The organism is Erysipelatoclostridium sp. MSK.23.31 (assembly GCF_019125875.1).
Taxonomy (GTDB): Bacteria; Bacillota_I; Bacilli_A; order Erysipelotrichales; family Coprobacillaceae; genus Thomasclavelia; species Thomasclavelia ramosa.
Map to the genome: position 1 here is coordinate 1 of NZ_JAHOCB010000032.1, position 17,927 is coordinate 17,927.

Here is a 17,927-nt window from a genome sequence, read left to right on the forward strand (position 1 = left end):
AAAGAAATGAAGAAAGAAAACAAAAAAGAGAGAAGAAGATAACAAAAGGAGAAAGGAGGAAATAAATCCCTTTGAGGGATGGCGAGAGTCAAAAGCGATAGCTTGAACGAAGAGAAAGCAGCGCCTTGAGACGCGAGCAAGCAATATAGGCTTATAGCCTCAGAGAAAACCACGTCTTTTAGGCGTGGTTTTTATTATACTAACAGTGTGATAAGACAGGTACAGGAGGACAAAATATGAATTATCCATTTAAAATGTATTGGGGAAGTGCCAGTGCAGACTTTCAATATGAAGGTGGATTTAATGAAGGAAAAAGAGGACTCATTACACATGACATTGTGACTGATGGTTCGTACACAACCCCTAGAAGGCTTACATACAGATTGCCGGATGGAACGTTAGGTTCAGTTGCATATAGAGAATCATTTCCAGAAGGTGCAGTAGGGTGTATTCACGATCATGTTTATTATCCTAGTCATAATGCGGTTGATTTTTATCATCACTATAAAGAGGATATTAAGTTATTAGCAGAAATGGGATTATCAATGATGAGATTTGGAATCTGCTGGACAAGAATTTATCCTACTGGTGAGGAAAAAACTCCGAATGAAGAAGGTTTACAGTTTTATGAAGATGTCATTGATGAATGTTTAAAATACAATATTGAACCAATGATTACAATTTGCCATGATGAGCTTCCTTTATATCTTGCTAATAAATATGATGGCTGGTCTAATCGAATAATGATTGATTTGTATGAAAAGTTATGTAATGCGTTATTTGAAAGGTTTAAAGGAAAAGTCAAATACTGGCTTACGTTTAATGAACTTAATGTACTTCAAGGATTCTCGCATCTGGGTACAAGAAATTCAGATGCTCAAACTACTTGGCAGGCAATTCATCATTTGTTTATCGCCAGTGCCAGGGCTAAAATTTTAGCAAAAAAAATTATGCCAAAAGCAATGTTAGGAGCAATGTATGCAACTAGTCCATCGTATCCTAAAACGTGTCATCCTGATGATCAACTTGCATGGATGAAACAAAGGAGAAGACTATTCTATTTTTCAGATGTAATGCTTAGAGGTTATTATCCAAGCTTTGCACGAAGTTTCTGGGATGAATATAAGGTGACTATAAGAATGGAAGAAAATGATGAAGAAATCTTAAAAGAAGGAACCTTAGACTTTTATTCATTTAGCTGTTATAGATCAACAACGATTGGGAAAGACGATAAATTAGGAATCATCGCATTACCATTCGGTGAAAATCCATATTTAAAATCTACACCCTGGGGATGGCCTATTGATCCAGTTAGTATACGATATGTGTTAAATGAAGTGTATGATCGTTATCAAAAACCAATTTTTATTGTCGAAAATGGTTTGGGCGAAGTCGATAAACCGGATGAAAATAATTTTGTAAACGATACATATAGAATCAATTATCTAAATGACCATTTCTTAGAAATAAAAAAGGCGGTAGAAATTGATAGGGTACCAGTTTTAGGATATACCATGTGGGGAGGCATCGATCTAGTATCACTAAGCACTGGTGAGATGAAAAAACGTTATGGCTGGGTCTATGTGGATATGGACGATAAAGGAAATGGCTCTAAAAAGAGATATCCCAAAGCATCATTTTACTGGATGAAAGAGTTTATTAAATCAAATGGAAATATTTTAAAAGAAAATAATCAGGGGGAATGATCATGACTTATACAGAATTAGGAAAACAAATCATTGCGTATGTAGGTGGTAAAGATAATGTAAAAAATATCATGCACTGTATGACTCGCTTACGCATGAATTTAAAAGATAATACTAAAGTAGAAATTGAAAAACTAGAGGCTTTAAAAGATGTATTAAAAGTGCAGTTTAAAAATGAACAATTACAGGTAGTAATTGGACCACAGGTAAGTGAAATTTATCAGACGATTGAAAAAGATTTCAATTTTTCTGAAGCAGATAATTTAGAAGAAAAAGAGAAACAAGGAATTGTCAAAAGCTTTTTAAATATATTATCAAGTGTATTTGTGCCAGTTATTCCTGCAATTGCTAGTGCTGGTATGTTGAAAGCAATCATTGCATTAATTAAAGCATTTGAGATTATTCCTCAAGATAATGGTGTCTTTATCGTATTTAATATGATGGCAGATGTTGCATTTTATTTCTTACCAATCTTGTTGGCAGCATCAGCATCAAAGATTTTTAATACGAATCGAATGATTTCAATTGTATTAGCAGCTACTCTCATTCATCCGACTTTTACAACTCTTGTTGCTGATACAGAAGCATCATTATCATTCTTTGGTTTACCAGTACCTTTGATTAATTATGCTAGTTCAGTTGTACCGGTAATTTTGTCAGTATGGATTTTATCTTATATATATCGTTATGTAGATAAAATAATGCCAAATGCACTAAAAGTAATTTTTACTCCAACAATTTCACTTTTAATTATGGCTCCATTAATGCTGGTTGTGTTAGGGCCTCTAGGTAACTATGTTGGTGTACTTATTTCATATTGTGTGGGAGGACTATTTACATTTAATCGCTTTATTGGGGGATTTATCTTATCATTCATTAGACCATTGTTAGTAATTACAGGTATGCATCAGGCATTTACCCCTGTTATTTTTCAAAATTTGGCAGAACGCGGAGGAGATTTCTTGCTTCCTACAATGATGATGTCTACAATGGGTCAATTTGGTGCAGTTGCCGCAATGATTTTTAAAACAAGAAATAAAGAAAAAAGAACAATTAGAACTTCTGCAAGTATATCAGCTGTCTTAGGAATCACAGAACCAGCTTTATATACAGTTCTTATCCACAATAGAAAAGCATTAATATCAGCTTGTTTAGGTGGAGCACTGGGTGGTGCATTTATTTCGATGACCGGTTTTGAACTGCCAGCATTTGCTTCTAGTAGTATTGTTAGTTTACCAATTTATTTACAGGTAAATGTTACAAATGTAATTATTGCTTTCTTGATTAGTATTATATCGTCTTTTGTTATTGCAATGCTTCTTGTGAAAACTGAAAAAGACGAGATTGTTGAAACAAATGGTATAATTTCTCCAATAGCAGGAAAATTAATTTCACTAAGTGATGTTAATGATGAAACTTTTTCAAAGGAAGTAATGGGAAAGGGGTTTGCAATTATTCCGGCAGAAGGAAAAGTTATTGCACCGTTTAATGGTACAGTAAACGCAGTATTTCCAACTAATCATGCAATCGGAATCAGGAGTAGAGCTTTTAATTCATGTAGGTATTGATACTGTGGAATTAGGGGGGGAAGTATTTTGAAGCAATGGTAAAACAAGGCGCAAAAGTTAATAAAGGTGATGTCCTGCTAGCATTTGATTTAAATGAAATTAGTAAACATTACGATTCAACTACCTCAGTAATCTTTTTAAATAAACCGGATGCTCGCTTAAATTCGGATATCAATAAGGATGTTATGTTAGGCCAAACACTAAATATTGATTTTAACTAAAACTAAATAAACACATCTAGATAAAAAGCAGGTAAAGAGTTGTTCTGAACTGCTCCCTCCTAGGTGACAAGTCATTAATTTACTTGTCTACTTAGAAGGGAGCATATCATTCATCAGTTTACCTATTTTTTCTTTTATAATAATATAAATAAAATCACTTCATAAATATATAGGAAAAGTTTGGAAATGAGACTAAATCTATAGTATAAAAATTATAACTCATAATAATAAAGATTGTTTAAAAAGAAAATTTTGATATAATGCATAGAAGTAACTAAATATTAAGAGGTGCAAGATTGATAGGGCAATTAAAAATTGGTTAGAATAATTAAAAAATATGTTTAATTAGCGAACTGCTCAATTGCTTTATTTTATATCAATTAATCAAATAAATTTAGATTTATTAAGAGACAAAAGATAGATTAATGTACCTTATTAGTTAAATATGTGCTATACTGTTTTTGTTGAAAATTTTATTAGGGAGTAGAAAAATGATCGGTTATTATAGTTATACGGTTATTCTTACATATTTGTCATTGATATTTGCAATGGCAGGGATTCATTTATCTTTTAATGGGATGTATCAATGGGCATTTATTTGCTTAATTATGTGTGGTATTTGTGATACTTTTGATGGTATGGTAGCACGTAGTAAGAAAAATCGTACAGATGAAGAAAAGCGTTTTGGAATCCAGATAGATTCTTTATGTGATTTAGTGGCGTTTGGAGTTTTTCCGGCTATTTTAGGGTATAATGTTGGATTAAGTTCAATTGGATGGCTAGCAATAGAGATATTTTATGTTCTAGCTGCGGTTATTAGACTTGCATATTTTAATGTTAAAGAAGAGACAAGACAAAAAGAAACAACAGAAAAGAGAAAGTATTATCAAGGCTTGCCAGTGACAACATCATCATTTATTTTGCCGATGGCATATGCTTTGCGATATGTTATTTTTCAGTTGGATTATCTTTATGGTGCTTTGATGTTGATTACAGGGATTTTATTTATTGTTGATTTTAAAGTTCCTAAAGTACAGTCAAAAGGCTTAGCGGCTTTAGGGGTATTAGTTATTGTAGAGTTGATTCAAATCGTGGTGACAAAATGATAGTCGTTGATCGTTTAGGGAATGTTCAAACTAACGGTGAGGGCCAAAATAACTTATTAAAGAAACTTTATGGCACATTTCTTGGTAGATGTGCTTTAAAAATCCTTGTATGCAAGTTTGTTAGTGATTTAGGTGGCTGGTATATGAATTCTAGTTTATCAAAACGAAGAATTGCACCGTTTATTAAAGAAAATAAAATAGATATGTCGCAGTATGAACAAAGAGAGTTTAAGAGTTATAATGACTTTTTTACTCGTAAAATAGTTGATGGAAAACGCCCTTTTTTAGCTGATGATAATGTTTTGATTAGCCCAGCTGATTCTAAGTTATCATGTTATAAAATTGATCAAGATAGCCGTTTTATGATTAAAGATACAAGGTATTCATTGGGGGAATTATTAGAAGACGATGAGTTAGCTAAGGAATATATGAATGGTTATTGGATGATTTTTAGATTGACAGTAGATGATTATCATCGTTATAGTTTTATTGATGATGGGAAAATTATAGGAAATAAATATATTAAAGGTAGATTTCATACAGTTAATCCTATTGCTAATGATTATTATCCGATTTATAAGCAGAATAGTCGCAGCTATACGATAATTGAATCTAAAAATTTTGGTAAAATGATTCAAATGGAAGTTGGTGCGATGATGGTTGGTAGAATCGTTAACCATGATAAGAAACAATGTTTTAAAGGTGAAGAAAAAGGTTACTTTGAATTTGGCGGTTCAACAGTAATTATTTTATTAAAAGAAAATCAAGTTGTTATTGATAACGATATAATTGAAAATAGTATGAATGATAAAGAGACCGTAGTTAAACTAGGTGAAACTATTGGGAAGAAATATTAATGAGGGAGGCTAAATAATGACAAAGATAATTGCGATTACAAACCAAAAAGGTGGCGTTGGTAAGACTACGACGAGTATTAATTTAGCGGCCGCTCTAGCAAATGCTAAAAATCGGGTTCTTCTTGTGGACATGGATCCACAGGCTAACGCAACTCAAGGGATTGGAATTGACCGCGATCATATTGAATTATCAACATACAATATAATTGTTGAAGAGTGTAATATTAATGATGTTATCGTTCCTTCATATATTGCTAAATTAGATGTAGCACCAGGTAGTATTGATCTAGCAGGGGCGGATCTTGAATTAGCGAACGTAAAAAAAGGTCGTGAACAACGCTTAAAAAAAGCGCTTGATAAAATAAAGGATAGATACGATTATATTATTATTGATTGTCCACCAGCATTAGGTTTATTAAATACAAATGCACTTACTGCGTGTAATTCGGTTTTAATACCAGTTCAGTGTGAGTATTATGCATTAGAAGGATTGACACAATTATTAAATACTGTTTTATTAACTCAAAGTGTTTTCAACCCACAATTAACAATTGAAGGAGTATTACTAACAATGCTTGATCAAAGAACCAATTTAGGGGTTGAAGTATCACAGGAAGTACGCAAATATTTTAAAGAAAAAGTTTATAAAACAGCGATTCCAAGAAATATTAAATTATCAGAGGCCCCTTCTGAAGGACTAGCTATTTTTGATTATGATAATAATTCTGAAGGAGCTCGCGCTTATCGAGATTTTGCAAAGGAAGTGTGTAAACGAAATGCCAAATAATACAACAAAAAGTGCCCCAGCAAAGATGGCGGCTAAAAAAACAGCAACTAAGAAAACAGTAACTACAACTAAAAAGCCTGCTGCTCGTAAGCCGGCAACAACTAAAAATAAAAAGTTAGGTAAAGGGTTAGATGCTATTTTTGGTGGAGATATTAGTACTTTGATTGATGATATTGAAAAAAATACACCTGAATCAAAACAGATAACAGTTTCTTTAGAAGAAATTCGTCCTAATCCTTATCAGCCTCGTAAATTATTTGATGAAGAAAAGCTACAAGAACTTGCAATTTCGATTAAAGAACACGGTGTTTTTCAACCGGTGATTTTAAAGAAATCAATCCAGGGATATGAAATTGTGGCTGGTGAAAGAAGATGTCGGGCGGCTAAAATTGCGGGATTAGTAGAAATACCTGCAATTATTGTAGATTTTACAGATCAACAAATGATGGAAATTGCATTATTGGAAAATATTCAAAGAGAGAATTTAAATTCTATTGAAGAAGCTAAAGCCTACCAAATGATGATGGAGAGATTGAATCTTAAGCAAGATGAATTAGCTAAAAGAATTGGTAAATCAAGAAGTTATATTGCAAATACGTTAAGATTATTACAATTACCTGAAATGATTCAAAATTATGTACTTGAAGGAAAAATTACAATGGGGCATGCTCGTTGTTTAATTACTCTTCCTCAAGAAAAAGCCGAAAGTTTAGCTGCTCGTTGTATTGAAGAAGGCTTATCAGTTCGTGATGTTGAAAACATTGTTAAGGGAATTGAATTAGGCAATAGTCGTAAAGATCGTCCTAAAGTTGAAAAACCAAAGGAATATGTCTATGTTGAAGGGTTATTAAGAAAGAAATTTAGAACTAAGATCAAGGTTGATGAAAAGGCTGTAACAATCAAATATACTGATACTAAAGATTTAAATCGGATTTTAGAGTTAATGGGAGTAATTGAGGAAAGTTAAGCTTCGATATCATTAAGTTAAGTATTTGATGACACGTGAGGAGTTCATAAAAACATGAGCCCCTCTTTTTCTGTGTTTGAAAGAATACTATCAAAATTAGTTAATTTGGTTATACTTATAATTAAGAATTCTAAAAGTAGTAAAGTATTTATAGGGGGTTAATATGAAGACAGGAATCTATTATTTTTCAGCAACCGGCAATAGTTTGACAACAGCAAAACTATTAGCAGCATCTCTTGATGGGCAATGTGATGTTATATCGCTTGCAGCACTTCACAATAAACAAGATATCGAAGTTGATTATGAGCGAGTGGGGTTTGTTTTTCCAATATACTATGGGGATATGCCATATCTTATAAGGGATACTATTAGAAAAATGAAATTTAAGCAGAATACTTATATTTTTATATTCACAACATATAGAGGACATCCCGGAGATGTAGCAAAAAGATTTGATAATCTTTTACAAGAAAAAAATTTAAGTTTAGCACTAAGTAAGGGAATCCCAATGCCTGGTAATAGTTATTTGAGTACTGTTGAACAAATAAAAGACACATTAGCTAATCAAAAGACAAATATCAAAAAACTTGTAAAATCAATAATAGAACAAGATAAGATAGATTATTCATTATTACCTGAAGTTGAAAATTCTGCAGTATATAAAGCTTGTAATATGCGTGGAATTAAAGTTGACGAGAAGTGTATCGGGTGCCAAACATGTATAAAAGTTTGTCCAATGAATAATATTGAGTTGATTGAAGGAAAAATTAAAATTAAAGATAATTGTATGACCTGTTTAGCGTGTTTTCATTGGTGTCCAACAGCAGCGATATATATGTCTAAAGAAAAAGAAATTGAAAGAAGAGAGAAATATCATCATCCAGATGTCCGTTTAACAGATATTATCAAGCAAAAGTATAATGAATTTGTAGAGTAAGCTTCTTATTGTTGATATTTAAAATAGCTGTTTATTATATTTAAGCACAATAATTTATTTGGTGAGTATAGCTATTTAGTGCCATTTTCTTAAAAAGTATTAATTATTGCATGAATGGTTGACAGTGCCCTAGGTCGTTAGAGTATAGTGAATATATAGACTAGGGGGAATTTGAAATGATTGAAGTAAATGGTTTAACAAAAATTTATGATGGCTTTAGAGCTGTTGATAATGTTGATTTAGTTGCTAAAGGGGGAAAAGTCACAATCTTACTTGGACCAAATGGGGCTGGTAAATCAACAACGATCAAAAGTATTGCTAATCTTTTGAAATTTGATGGAGAGATTAAAATTTGTGGTTATCCTAATGATAGTATTGAGGCTAAACGTTGTTTTGGATATGTTCCAGAAACACCGATTTTGTATGATCTGCTTACTATTGATGAGCATATTGATTTTATTGGAAATGCGTATCGAGTAGACAATTATCACGAGATTGCGAATAAATATCTTGAATTATTTAAATTAACAGGGAAAAGGAAAAGCATGGCTAAAGAGTTATCCAAAGGGATGACACAGAAGCTGAGTATGTTATTAGCACTTTTAATCCAGCCACAAGCTTTATTAGTCGATGAACCGATGGTGGGATTAGATCCAGCTAGTATTGAAGATGTTTTAAAAATTTTTACGTTGCTAAAGGAAGAAGGTTGTGCAGTTTTTGTTAGTACCCATATCATTGATATTATTAAGGATATTTATGATGAAGCTTATATTATGAATAAAGGTAAAATTATTAAACACGTTTTACGTGATGAATTAGAAGATGAATCGTTAAAACAATATTTCTTTGAGTTAACGGATGGTGAGTAAGATGAAACCGTTATTAAAACTATGGTTATTAAAAATCAAAGGGACAATCAGAAACTTATTTAAACGTAAAGCAAGTGGAGTATTTGTTATTATTATGATTCTATTCTATGGTGCAATGATCGTTAGTTTATTCAATGTGGATGCAGGTCAAATTATGGCTGTTAATAATATAGATTTGCACATGGGAATTTTATTATTAATTGGTTTTCAAGCAATTATGCTATTTGCAACATTGATGCAGTCAAAAAAAGCTTTATTTACAGGTGAGGATGCATTCTATCTTTTTACAGGTCCTTTTACTAGAAGACAAGTAATGAGCTATTTAACTTTCCAAACAATTATTCAGGCCTTTCTACTTGCTTTGATTAGTTTAGTATTTTTAGCTGCATTTAGCGGTGGTGCCGGATTTAATTTTATTTTTATTGTGCTAGCTTACTTAGCATCTGTTATCACTGTTTTGTTTTTCTTATTATTAACAGATTATCTTTATGTTTTATCAATTGGGGATAAGAAATATCGTAAGTATTCGAAAATCATTCCTGGTATTATTATTGCTTTTGTTGTAATTATCGTTTTGGTTTTATATCTTCAAACGGGTAATTATCATACTTTGTTTATGGATTTTGTGCAATCAAATTTATTTTATGTAGTTCCTATTTTTGGGTGGATGAAGTTAGCTTTGATTGCTTATGTTGAGCATAACTATTTGTTAGTAACATTAGGATATCTTTTGTTGTGTGGAGCTGTAATCTTAGTATATGTTTTATTTATTGGTTATCGAGGTAATTTTTATGAACAGGCTTTACAAGATTCTCTAGATTTATCAAAACGAATGAAAGCGGCCAAAGCCGGAGATCAGGAGGCTTTAAGAAATAAGAAAGTAAAGCTTGGGATTAAGGGGGAGTTTCGCCAAGGGGCTTATGCTGTAATGTCAAAAAATATTTTATTAATGCGTAAAACTAATAGTTTTATTAGTGTTAGTGATTTGATTTCAATTGGAATATATATTGCAGTAACAATAGCAGTTGACGTTGGGTTTGGAATGTTTATTTATATGATGGTAATTTGGATTTTTTCTTCTTTACAAAATTCAGATTTATCTAAAGAATTAAAAAATTATCAAATTTATTTAATTCCTGATAAGCCGTTTAGTAAATTGATTGCGGTAATCATTCCAACATTTATAAAGATATTTGTTGTTGCAGCTGTTTCTTTTATTGCAATGGGCCTATATTATCATCAAAGTCTAATGATGATCATTGTCTATCTATTAAATGTTATTGGTTATACTAGTATCTTTATTAGTGGAAGTGTACTATCTGTTAGACTTTTAAAGAGTCGAACTTCACCAATGATGGAGAATTTTATGCGAATGATAGTGATGTTGATTGGTGCGATTCCAAGTGCTGTAATCACTACTGCCATCTTGTTGAATAGCGGCACTACCGTGGCGATGATGGCAGCTAGCTATGTTGCACTATTTGTAAACTTTGCAATATCGTTTTTGATTTTATATGGATGTCGTAATATGATGAATGGACGAGAATTAAAAAGTGAATAAATAATATGGGTATTGATTAGTTTTGATCAATACCTTTTTAATTTTGATATTACAGATATATTAACTATTTACTGTTATTAAAATTGTATATAATGAAGTATTCATAAAACGTAGTTGAATAAGTGCTACGTTTTATTTTTAGATAAAGTAAAACTTGGAAAATAAGCTTCTTTTCAGTTTTTGAAAATCCCTTGCCTTAAAGTATAGTAGAAGATTTATAATAAGTGAGAAAATTGGGGGATTTATTATGGAAAAAAAGAGAATTGATATTTTGAACGGAAGTATTTGGGATAAAATACTGGCATTTGCATTACCGTTGGCAGCAACAAGTGTGTTGCAGCAGTTATTTAATTCTGCAGATGTTGCTGTTGTAGGACATTTTTCAGGAAGTAATGCTTTGGCAGCGGTTGGGAGTACTAGCCCGATTACTAATTTATTTATTACAATATTTGTTGGTTTATCAATCGGAGCAAATGTTGTTATTTCGCGGTTTTTAGGGGCTCAAAATGAAAAAGATACTAGTAAAGCAGTGCATACTTCAATATTACTTTCGATTATTAGTGGGATTGTCATTGCTTTAATTGGTGAAGTTATTGCAGTCTGGCTATTGAAAATTATGTCAACACCAAAAGAAGTACTCGATCAAGCTGCTTTGTTTTTACGAATTACGTTTATTGGAATGATTTTTTTAACGATTTATAATTTTGAAGCAGCAATACTAAGGGCCGGTGGAGATACAAAACGACCACTATACTGCTTATTGATTTCTGGTGTTGTAAATGTTACTTTAGGACTATTTTTCGTTGTTGTTTGTAAATTAGATGTTGCAGGAGTAGCATTAGCAACACTGATTGCAGATGCAACTAGTGCTTTATTATTATTTTATATCTTAACTAAAGAACAGGGACCATTGAAATTATCGTTAGAAAAACTAAAAATAGATAAGACTATTACTAAAGATATCTTATTTACTGGGATTCCTGCAGCTATTCAAGGGATGTTATTTAATGTTTCTAATATTATTATTCAATCAGGAATAAACAGTTTAGGAGCTGATGTTGTTGCGGCTTCAACAGTTGGTTTGAATTTTGAAATTTATGTATACTATTTAATAACTGGATTTTCACAAGCTAGTATTACATTCAATAGTCAAAATTATGGAGCAGGCAACTATAAAAGATGTATCAAATCTACTCGAGGCTGTATGATCTTAGGGACTATTTTTACAGTCTCATTAAGTATGATATTTATTGTTTTTGATCGGTTCTTTGCAGGTATATTTACCTCAAATCCTAAAATTGTCGAGTTGGCGACAATCAGAATGACATATATATTAATTTTTGAAGTTTTAAATATGACAATAGAAATTATGTCAGGTAGTCTAAGGGGGTTAGGCAGTCCTATGATTTCAACATTATTATGTGTTATTTTTACTTGCGGGGTTCGGTTAGGTTATATGTTTTTAGTCTTCCCGCATTTCAATACATATAATATGTTATTGATTATTTATCCAATTAGCTGGGCTTTAACAGCTTCATCAATTATAATTGCATATTTTGTTACTAAGAAAAAGAAATTTAATAATTTAGTGGGAGTTTAATTAAACTCCTTTTTATTTAGGTCTAAAGGTACTTATAAATTGTTATTTATGGTTTTAAAATAGAACTTTAGATACTAAATAAGGGGAATAAACAAAACCTCTAAATATTTATGATATAAATAAATGGGGTGATAAAATGGAAAAACTAATTGCTTTTAATAAGTTTGATAATGAAGATGCTTTTTTGCTTGGTTGTAATTTAGTTGAAAAAGTAAAAAAAGAAAACTTAAAAAATATTAGAATCAGAATTGTTTTAAATCAAGATATTGTTTTTCAATATTTGATGAATGGCAAAAAAGGTGATCAATGGTTAAATCGTAAACAAAACACAGTAGAACTATTTAAATTGCCAACTTATCAAATTTGGCAAGAGAATGAACGAAGTCATTGTTATCAGCAATACACTAATGATGAAAGATATGTGATATGTGGTGGTGCTTATCCTATTATTGTTGGTAAAGGGATGATTGGAAGTGTTATTGTATCTGGATTAGCTCATAATGAGGATCACCAAATAATTGTTGATGTTTTATCAAAATATCATGATGAGAAAAATAAAATATAAATATTATGAATAATAGAAAGGAGTAGTATCTGAAAATGATTAATAATAGATTAGTTTTAGCTTATATTGGGAATGGCAAAAGTGCTAATCGTTACCATTTACCTTTTGTCTTACAAAGATCAGATAAGTTTATTGTTAAAAAGATATTTGATATTAGGATTAGACATGATTTATGGAAAACTATTGATGGAGTTGAGTATGTTGAGGATGTTAATAAGATATTGAATGATCCTAAAATAGATATGGTCGTTATTTGTACAGCTCATCACTTACACTATGATTATGCAAAAATGGTCTTAAATGCTGGAAAGCATTGTTTAGTTGAGAAACCATTCATGGAAAATAGTGCACAGGCTAAAGAGATTTTTGCTCTTGCTGATGAGAAAGGGCTGTATTGCTCAGCATATCAAAATAGGCGCTATGACAGTGATTTTTTAACGGTACAAAAAGTAATAGAGAGTGGGAAATTAGGAGATTTATTAGAATTAGAAATGCATTTTGATTATTATCGTCCGGAGGTTCCAGAAAAAATCAATCATTTTGATCCTGCAATGTCATATTTATATGGGCATGGTTGCCATACATTAGATCAGGTTATTAGTTATTTTGGAAAACCTGATACAATTAATTATGATGTTCGTCAATTATTAGGAGAGGGGCGTTTTAATGATTATTTTGATCTAGATATGTATTATGGAACGTTGAAAGTGTCTGTTAAATCAAGTTATTTTAGAGTTAAAGAAAGACCTAGTTTTGTTGTATATGGTAAGAAGGGAATGTTTATTAAACAGAGCAAGGATCGTCAAGAAGAACATTTAAAATTATTTTATATGCCGACGAATAAAGATTTTGGAGTTGATACACCGGAGCATTATGGTACCCTTATCTATTATGATCAAGATGGTTTTTATCACGAAGAAAAAGTGGTTAGTGTAACAGGGGACTATGCCCGAGTGTATGATGGTATCTATGATTGTATTGTTAAGCATCAGCCTCAGATTATTACTCATGAACAAACATTATTACAAATGGAAATATTGGAAACAGGTATTTCAAAGTTAAAATAATAATTTATTTGTTTTTAGGTTGTAAAGATTACTCAGTCGAGTAATCTTTTTTATTTTATACGATTTTAATAGTACATTACAATTTGTGTAAAACTAATTGAGTATCTAATTATTTACTAAAGATTTGAAAACTTAAATAGGACTAAAAGTACGAAATATTTTACTGATAAATCTAAATAATTGAACTTTTATTCCTGTATCTAGACAATTTATTATTTATGATTATTTTTTTGCTAAGATGAATATGGCTTGAAAAAACTTAATTATCTGCTAGCGAAGATTAAGTACAATGTTTTTAAAAGAGGAGAAGAATTTTATGGATAAATTTCAAGATATATTGATGAAAGTAGGCGTTTTTGCTGCTGAAAATCGTTATCTTTCATCAATCAAGAATGCATTTCAGACTTTTGTTCCATTTACTATTATTGGAGCAATTGGTGTATTATGGTCAAATGTTATTTGTAATGATACCACGGGATTAGGGGCCTTAGTACCAGCGGTAATGAATTTAAGTTTTTTAAATCCAGCTTTTAATGCACTAAATTTTGCGACAATTGGATGTATCAGTGTTGCAATCACATTTTTAGTTGGTGGTGAAATTGGAACAAGTCGAAAAAGCAGTCCAATGTTTTGTGGTTTATTAGCAGTCGTTTCATTATTAACTGTAACTCAAACATCATTAGATATTAAAGCGGGAGGTGAATTAATTCAAACTGTGAGTGGAATCTTTACTAGTTCATTAGGGAGTCAAGGACTATTTACAGGAATGATCGTAGCGATAGTGGCAGTAGAATTATTTTGTGGATTATTTAAACTTGATAAGTTAAAAATCAAATTACCAGATCAAGTACCACCACAAATTGCTAAATCATTTGAATATTTAGTACCTGCATTTATTGAAATTTTGATTATTTCTTTAGTTGGTTTGGGGGTAAATGCGGTATCGGGAGTCTACATTAATGATGTTATTTTTAATGTTATTCAAAAGCCATTACTATATATAGGTGGTTCTTTACCGGGTGTACTAACATTTATGTTTATTAGTTTAGTATTTTGGTCAATTGGATTACATGGTGATAACATGATTGGTGGTGTTTTCAATCCTATTTTAACAACTTTAGCTGTTGAAAATCTTGATGCAATTAAAGCAGGGTTGGAGCCAAGTAATATTGTCAATAATACATTTCATCGGGCTTTCTTCGCCACTGGTGGAACAGGATGTATGTTAGGTTTGACGATAGCTATGTTAATAGTTTGTAAACGTCCAGAAAATAAATCAATTGCACGAATTGCTTTAGTACCTGAATTATTTAATATTGGTGAAGTTAGTATGTTTGGGGTTCCTATTGTAATGAATCCAACTTTAATCATCCCATTTATTTTAGCACCGCTAGTTACTGTTATTTTTGGTTATGTTCTTACAATGCTTCATATTTGTCCAATTATGTATGTCGATTTACCGTGGACAATGCCACCGTTGTTAATTGCATTTTTAGGATCTGGGGGTAATTTTATGGCGCCAATTTGTCAATTAGCAGGAATCATTTTATCTGCATTGATCTATTTACCTTTTGTTAAGCTATATGAAAAACAACAGGCACAAATTGAACAAACAGCATAGATGCTTAATAAGCATTACTACTAATAAAAACTAAGTATTAGACTTTATTTAAAGTCATCTTATAATAAAGGTATAGAGATATACCTTTATTATTGTTTAGGAGGAAATGTATGAGTAAGAAATTAGTTGCGTATTTTAGTGCTAGTGGTGTTACAAAAAAAGTCGCACTTAGACTGGCTCAAGAAGAATTAGCGGAATTATTTGAAATTTGTCCAAAGATCGAGTATACAAGTGCTGATTTAAATTGGATGGATGATAATAGTCGCAGTTCTTTAGAAATGAAGGCGCAAAGCTGTAGACCAGAGATTTTAAACAAATTGGATAATCTTGATCAATATGAGATAATCTATCTAGGTTTTCCAATCTGGTGGTATGTTGAACCTCGAATTATTGATACCTTTTTGGAAAGTTATAATTTTTCTAAAAAACAAATTGTACCTTTCGCTACATCTGGAGGTAGCGGTATCAGTAATGTTGTAGAAAATTTAAAAGCTCATTATCCGGAGCTTAATTTTGCTGATGGCAGATTATTAAATAATTATATTGATTAACGAAAGTGGTAGAAAAATCTACTGCTTTTGTTTTTCATAAGATGAAACAAATAAGAAATTAATAATCAATAGTGCTAACATTAAAATAAATTAGAATACGGAGGTCGATAAAATGACAAAACAATTTCCTGAAGGATTTTTATGGGGTGGTGCCACTGCTGCTAATCAATTTGAAGGTGGTTGGAAAGAAGGTGGAAAAGGTATTTCGGTAAGTGACGTGGCATTATTTACGGATCCTAAAAGTTTAAAAGAGTTAACTGATGTACATGGATTATGTGATATTACTGATGAAATGATTGATCAGGCATTAGCAACGGATGATGAAGTTTATTATCCCAAACGACATGCTAGTGATTTTTATCATCACTGGAAAGAAGATATTAAATTATTAGGGGAAATGGGATTTAAGGTTTATCGTTTGTCAATTGCCTGGAGTCGGATATTTCCCAATGGTGATGAATTAGTACCTAATGAAGCGGGATTAAAATTCTATGATGACATATTTGACGAGTGTGCAAAGTATGGAATTGAACCATTAGTAACAATGTCACACTATGAACCACCACTAGAGTTTGCAAGAAAGTATAATGGCTGGTATGATCGTCGAGCAATAGATTTTTTTGTTAGATATGTTGATGTAATAACTAGACGTTATAAAAATAAAGTTAAATATTGGCTTACATTTAATGAGATAGATTCAATTATTAGACATCCATTTATGACTGGTGGTTTGATTGAATCAAGATTTAAACCGGAAGAATTTGAAGAAGTATGTTTTCAGGCTATGCACCATCAATTTGTTGCTAGTGCTTTAGCGACTAAGGTCACTCATGATAATATTCCTGATGCAAAAGTGGGGTGTATGTTGACTAAATTAACGTATTATCCATATACATGCAAACCTGAAGATGTTTTAGAAGCACAACAAAGAATGCGCTCAATTTACTGTTTCTCTGATACCCAAGTTCATGGTGAGTATCCAGCATATTTATTAAGTATGTATAAAAATAAGGGCTTCAATATTAATATGACAGAAGAAGATTTAAGAATTATGAAAGAATATCCAGTTGATTTTATTTCATTTAGTTATTATTCATCTAGCTGTGTGGCTAAAGATGATACTGGATTAAATAAAACTGCAGGTAATACTGTAACTGCAATTAAAAATCCTCATATTCCTAGTTCTGATTGGGGTTGGCAAATTGATCCAATTGGTTTAAGAGTATCATTAGTTGATCTATACGATCGTTATCGTAAACCGTTATTTATTGTAGAAAATGGCTTGGGGGCTAAAGATGAATTGATTGATGGCAAGGTACATGATGATTATCGAATTGATTATTTAAAACAACATTGTCAAGCAATGTATGAAGCCATTCATGAAGATGGTGTTGAGCTAATGGGTTATACCACATGGGGATGTATTGATTTGGTATCTAATTCAACAAACCAAATGTCTAAACGTTATGGTTTTGTGTATGTTGATGTGGATGATTATGGTAATGGTTCATATAAACGTTATAAAAAAGATTCGTTTGACTGGTATAAACAAGTTATTGCGACAAATGGGGCATCTATACTAGAGGACTAAGTCCTCTTTTTATTATTTTATGATTCAAGTTGTTTATAAAAAATGATTACAATTAAAGATAAGCATCATGATAATGGATTCAAAGAGGTATAACTGAAGGTATGAGGATTGGACTCAAATTAGGAAAAGTAATCGGCTTAGAATAAGATATTTTAAAACAGGTAATTGTGAAGGATAGTAAATAAATTTAGATTGAGTTGGCTGTTAGAGAGAAAGTTTTAATAGTTTTTATTTATTAAATTTTGAACGAAATTTTCAAAAAGTAAAACTAAATATTGAATATCTTGACGTTTTTCAACCAAAGCAATTTTCTACGGTAGAACTAAAATTTGTTAGCGGTTACAATCATTCTA

Annotated in this window: 15 protein-coding genes and 1 pseudogene; all 16 read left to right on the forward strand. The window is 31.3% G+C overall.

From position 1 onward, the window contains the following. The first annotated feature begins 236 nt into the window (after positions 1-236). The 16 genes and pseudogenes from KSU54_RS13205 to KSU54_RS13275 all read left to right on the forward strand — a co-directional run bounded on the left by KSU54_RS13205 (position 237) and on the right by KSU54_RS13275 (position 17,574). Entirely contained in the window at positions 237-1,706 is a 1,470-nt protein-coding gene (locus KSU54_RS13205) for a glycoside hydrolase family 1 protein (RefSeq protein WP_003535051.1), read from the forward strand. A 2-nt stretch (positions 1,707-1,708) separates the two neighbouring features. Further along, positions 1,709-3,305 (forward strand): annotated as a pseudogene (locus tag KSU54_RS13210) (PTS transporter subunit EIIC). A gap of 4 nt (positions 3,306-3,309) precedes the next feature. Next, positions 3,310-3,495: a hypothetical protein gene (locus KSU54_RS18960; RefSeq protein ID WP_003535049.1), complete on the forward strand. Its 186-nt coding sequence runs from the start codon at positions 3,310-3,312 to the stop codon at positions 3,493-3,495. Between the two features lie 491 nt (positions 3,496-3,986). Continuing rightward, positions 3,987-4,601, forward strand: coding sequence for a CDP-alcohol phosphatidyltransferase family protein (locus tag KSU54_RS13215; protein WP_008792395.1), 615 nt, complete (start codon positions 3,987-3,989; stop codon positions 4,599-4,601). Continuing rightward, the gene (locus KSU54_RS13220; RefSeq protein ID WP_003535047.1) at positions 4,598-5,458 is read left to right on the forward strand and encodes a phosphatidylserine decarboxylase; all 861 of its coding nucleotides are present in this window, start codon (positions 4,598-4,600) and stop codon (positions 5,456-5,458) included. Before KSU54_RS13215 ends, KSU54_RS13220 begins: the two co-directional genes overlap by 4 nt. A 16-nt stretch (positions 5,459-5,474) precedes the next feature. Beyond that, on the forward strand, positions 5,475-6,245 hold the full coding sequence (locus tag KSU54_RS13225; protein WP_003535046.1) for a ParA family protein: 771 nt from the start codon (positions 5,475-5,477) through the stop codon (positions 6,243-6,245). Then, positions 6,235-7,212 (forward strand): ParB/RepB/Spo0J family partition protein, encoded by a 978-nt coding sequence (locus KSU54_RS13230; protein WP_003535045.1) that lies wholly within the window; start codon positions 6,235-6,237, stop codon positions 7,210-7,212. Before KSU54_RS13225 ends, KSU54_RS13230 begins: the two co-directional genes overlap by 11 nt. 163 nt (positions 7,213-7,375) lie before the next feature. After that, positions 7,376-8,149: an EFR1 family ferrodoxin gene (locus KSU54_RS13235; protein ID WP_003535044.1), complete on the forward strand. Its 774-nt coding sequence runs from the start codon at positions 7,376-7,378 to the stop codon at positions 8,147-8,149. A 176-nt stretch (positions 8,150-8,325) separates the two neighbouring features. After that, the gene (locus KSU54_RS13240; protein ID WP_003535043.1) at positions 8,326-9,018 is read left to right on the forward strand and encodes an ABC transporter ATP-binding protein; all 693 of its coding nucleotides are present in this window, start codon (positions 8,326-8,328) and stop codon (positions 9,016-9,018) included. A gap of 1 nt (position 9,019) precedes the next feature. Further along, a complete protein-coding gene (locus KSU54_RS13245) occupies positions 9,020-10,579 on the forward strand; it encodes a putative ABC exporter domain-containing protein (RefSeq protein ID WP_224209052.1) in 1,560 nt (519 codons plus the stop codon). Positions 10,580-10,826: 247 nt separating this feature from the next. Continuing rightward, the gene (locus tag KSU54_RS13250) at positions 10,827-12,179 is read left to right on the forward strand and encodes an MATE family efflux transporter (RefSeq protein ID WP_003535040.1); all 1,353 of its coding nucleotides are present in this window, start codon (positions 10,827-10,829) and stop codon (positions 12,177-12,179) included. Positions 12,180-12,315: 136 nt separating this feature from the next. Further along, complete coding sequence (locus KSU54_RS13255; RefSeq protein ID WP_003535038.1) at positions 12,316-12,744, forward strand: heme-binding protein; 429 nt, start codon at positions 12,316-12,318, stop codon at positions 12,742-12,744. Between the two features lie 35 nt (positions 12,745-12,779). Next, positions 12,780-13,811 carry a Gfo/Idh/MocA family oxidoreductase gene (locus tag KSU54_RS13260; RefSeq protein ID WP_003535036.1) on the forward strand — a complete coding sequence of 344 codons (1,032 nt, stop codon included), beginning with the start codon at positions 12,780-12,782 and terminating at the stop codon, positions 13,809-13,811. A 316-nt stretch (positions 13,812-14,127) separates the two neighbouring features. Then, positions 14,128-15,432, forward strand: coding sequence for a PTS sugar transporter subunit IIC (locus KSU54_RS13265; RefSeq protein WP_008792391.1), 1,305 nt, complete (start codon positions 14,128-14,130; stop codon positions 15,430-15,432). A 110-nt stretch (positions 15,433-15,542) separates the two neighbouring features. Then, the gene (locus KSU54_RS13270) at positions 15,543-15,983 is read left to right on the forward strand and encodes a flavodoxin (protein WP_003535032.1); all 441 of its coding nucleotides are present in this window, start codon (positions 15,543-15,545) and stop codon (positions 15,981-15,983) included. 112 nt (positions 15,984-16,095) lie between these two features. Continuing rightward, positions 16,096-17,574 carry a 6-phospho-beta-glucosidase gene (locus KSU54_RS13275; protein ID WP_003535030.1) on the forward strand — a complete coding sequence of 493 codons (1,479 nt, stop codon included), beginning with the start codon at positions 16,096-16,098 and terminating at the stop codon, positions 17,572-17,574. Positions 17,575-17,927 lie beyond the last annotated feature (353 nt).

Bases quoted from the DNA above. Each gene is read 5' to 3' on its own strand.
- KSU54_RS13220 (WP_003535047.1), top strand. From the start codon at position 4,598: ATGATAGTCGTTGATCGTTTAGGGAATGTTCAAACTAACGGTGAGGGC.
- KSU54_RS13275 (WP_003535030.1), top strand. From the start codon at position 16,096: ATGACAAAACAATTTCCTGAAGGATTTTTATGGGGTGGTGCCACTGCT.
- KSU54_RS13265 (WP_008792391.1), top strand. From the start codon at position 14,128: ATGGATAAATTTCAAGATATATTGATGAAAGTAGGCGTTTTTGCTGCT.
- KSU54_RS13235 (WP_003535044.1), top strand. From the start codon at position 7,376: ATGAAGACAGGAATCTATTATTTTTCAGCAACCGGCAATAGTTTGACA.
- KSU54_RS13225 (WP_003535046.1), top strand. From the start codon at position 5,475: ATGACAAAGATAATTGCGATTACAAACCAAAAAGGTGGCGTTGGTAAG.
- KSU54_RS13245 (WP_224209052.1), top strand. From the start codon at position 9,020: ATGAAACCGTTATTAAAACTATGGTTATTAAAAATCAAAGGGACAATC.
- KSU54_RS13255 (WP_003535038.1), top strand. From the start codon at position 12,316: ATGGAAAAACTAATTGCTTTTAATAAGTTTGATAATGAAGATGCTTTT.
- KSU54_RS13250 (WP_003535040.1), top strand. From the start codon at position 10,827: ATGGAAAAAAAGAGAATTGATATTTTGAACGGAAGTATTTGGGATAAA.
- KSU54_RS13240 (WP_003535043.1), top strand. From the start codon at position 8,326: ATGATTGAAGTAAATGGTTTAACAAAAATTTATGATGGCTTTAGAGCT.
- KSU54_RS13205 (WP_003535051.1), top strand. From the start codon at position 237: ATGAATTATCCATTTAAAATGTATTGGGGAAGTGCCAGTGCAGACTTT.
- KSU54_RS13260 (WP_003535036.1), top strand. From the start codon at position 12,780: ATGATTAATAATAGATTAGTTTTAGCTTATATTGGGAATGGCAAAAGT.
- KSU54_RS18960 (WP_003535049.1), top strand. From the start codon at position 3,310: ATGGTAAAACAAGGCGCAAAAGTTAATAAAGGTGATGTCCTGCTAGCA.
- KSU54_RS13230 (WP_003535045.1), top strand. From the start codon at position 6,235: ATGCCAAATAATACAACAAAAAGTGCCCCAGCAAAGATGGCGGCTAAA.
- KSU54_RS13270 (WP_003535032.1), top strand. From the start codon at position 15,543: ATGAGTAAGAAATTAGTTGCGTATTTTAGTGCTAGTGGTGTTACAAAA.
- KSU54_RS13215 (WP_008792395.1), top strand. From the start codon at position 3,987: ATGATCGGTTATTATAGTTATACGGTTATTCTTACATATTTGTCATTG.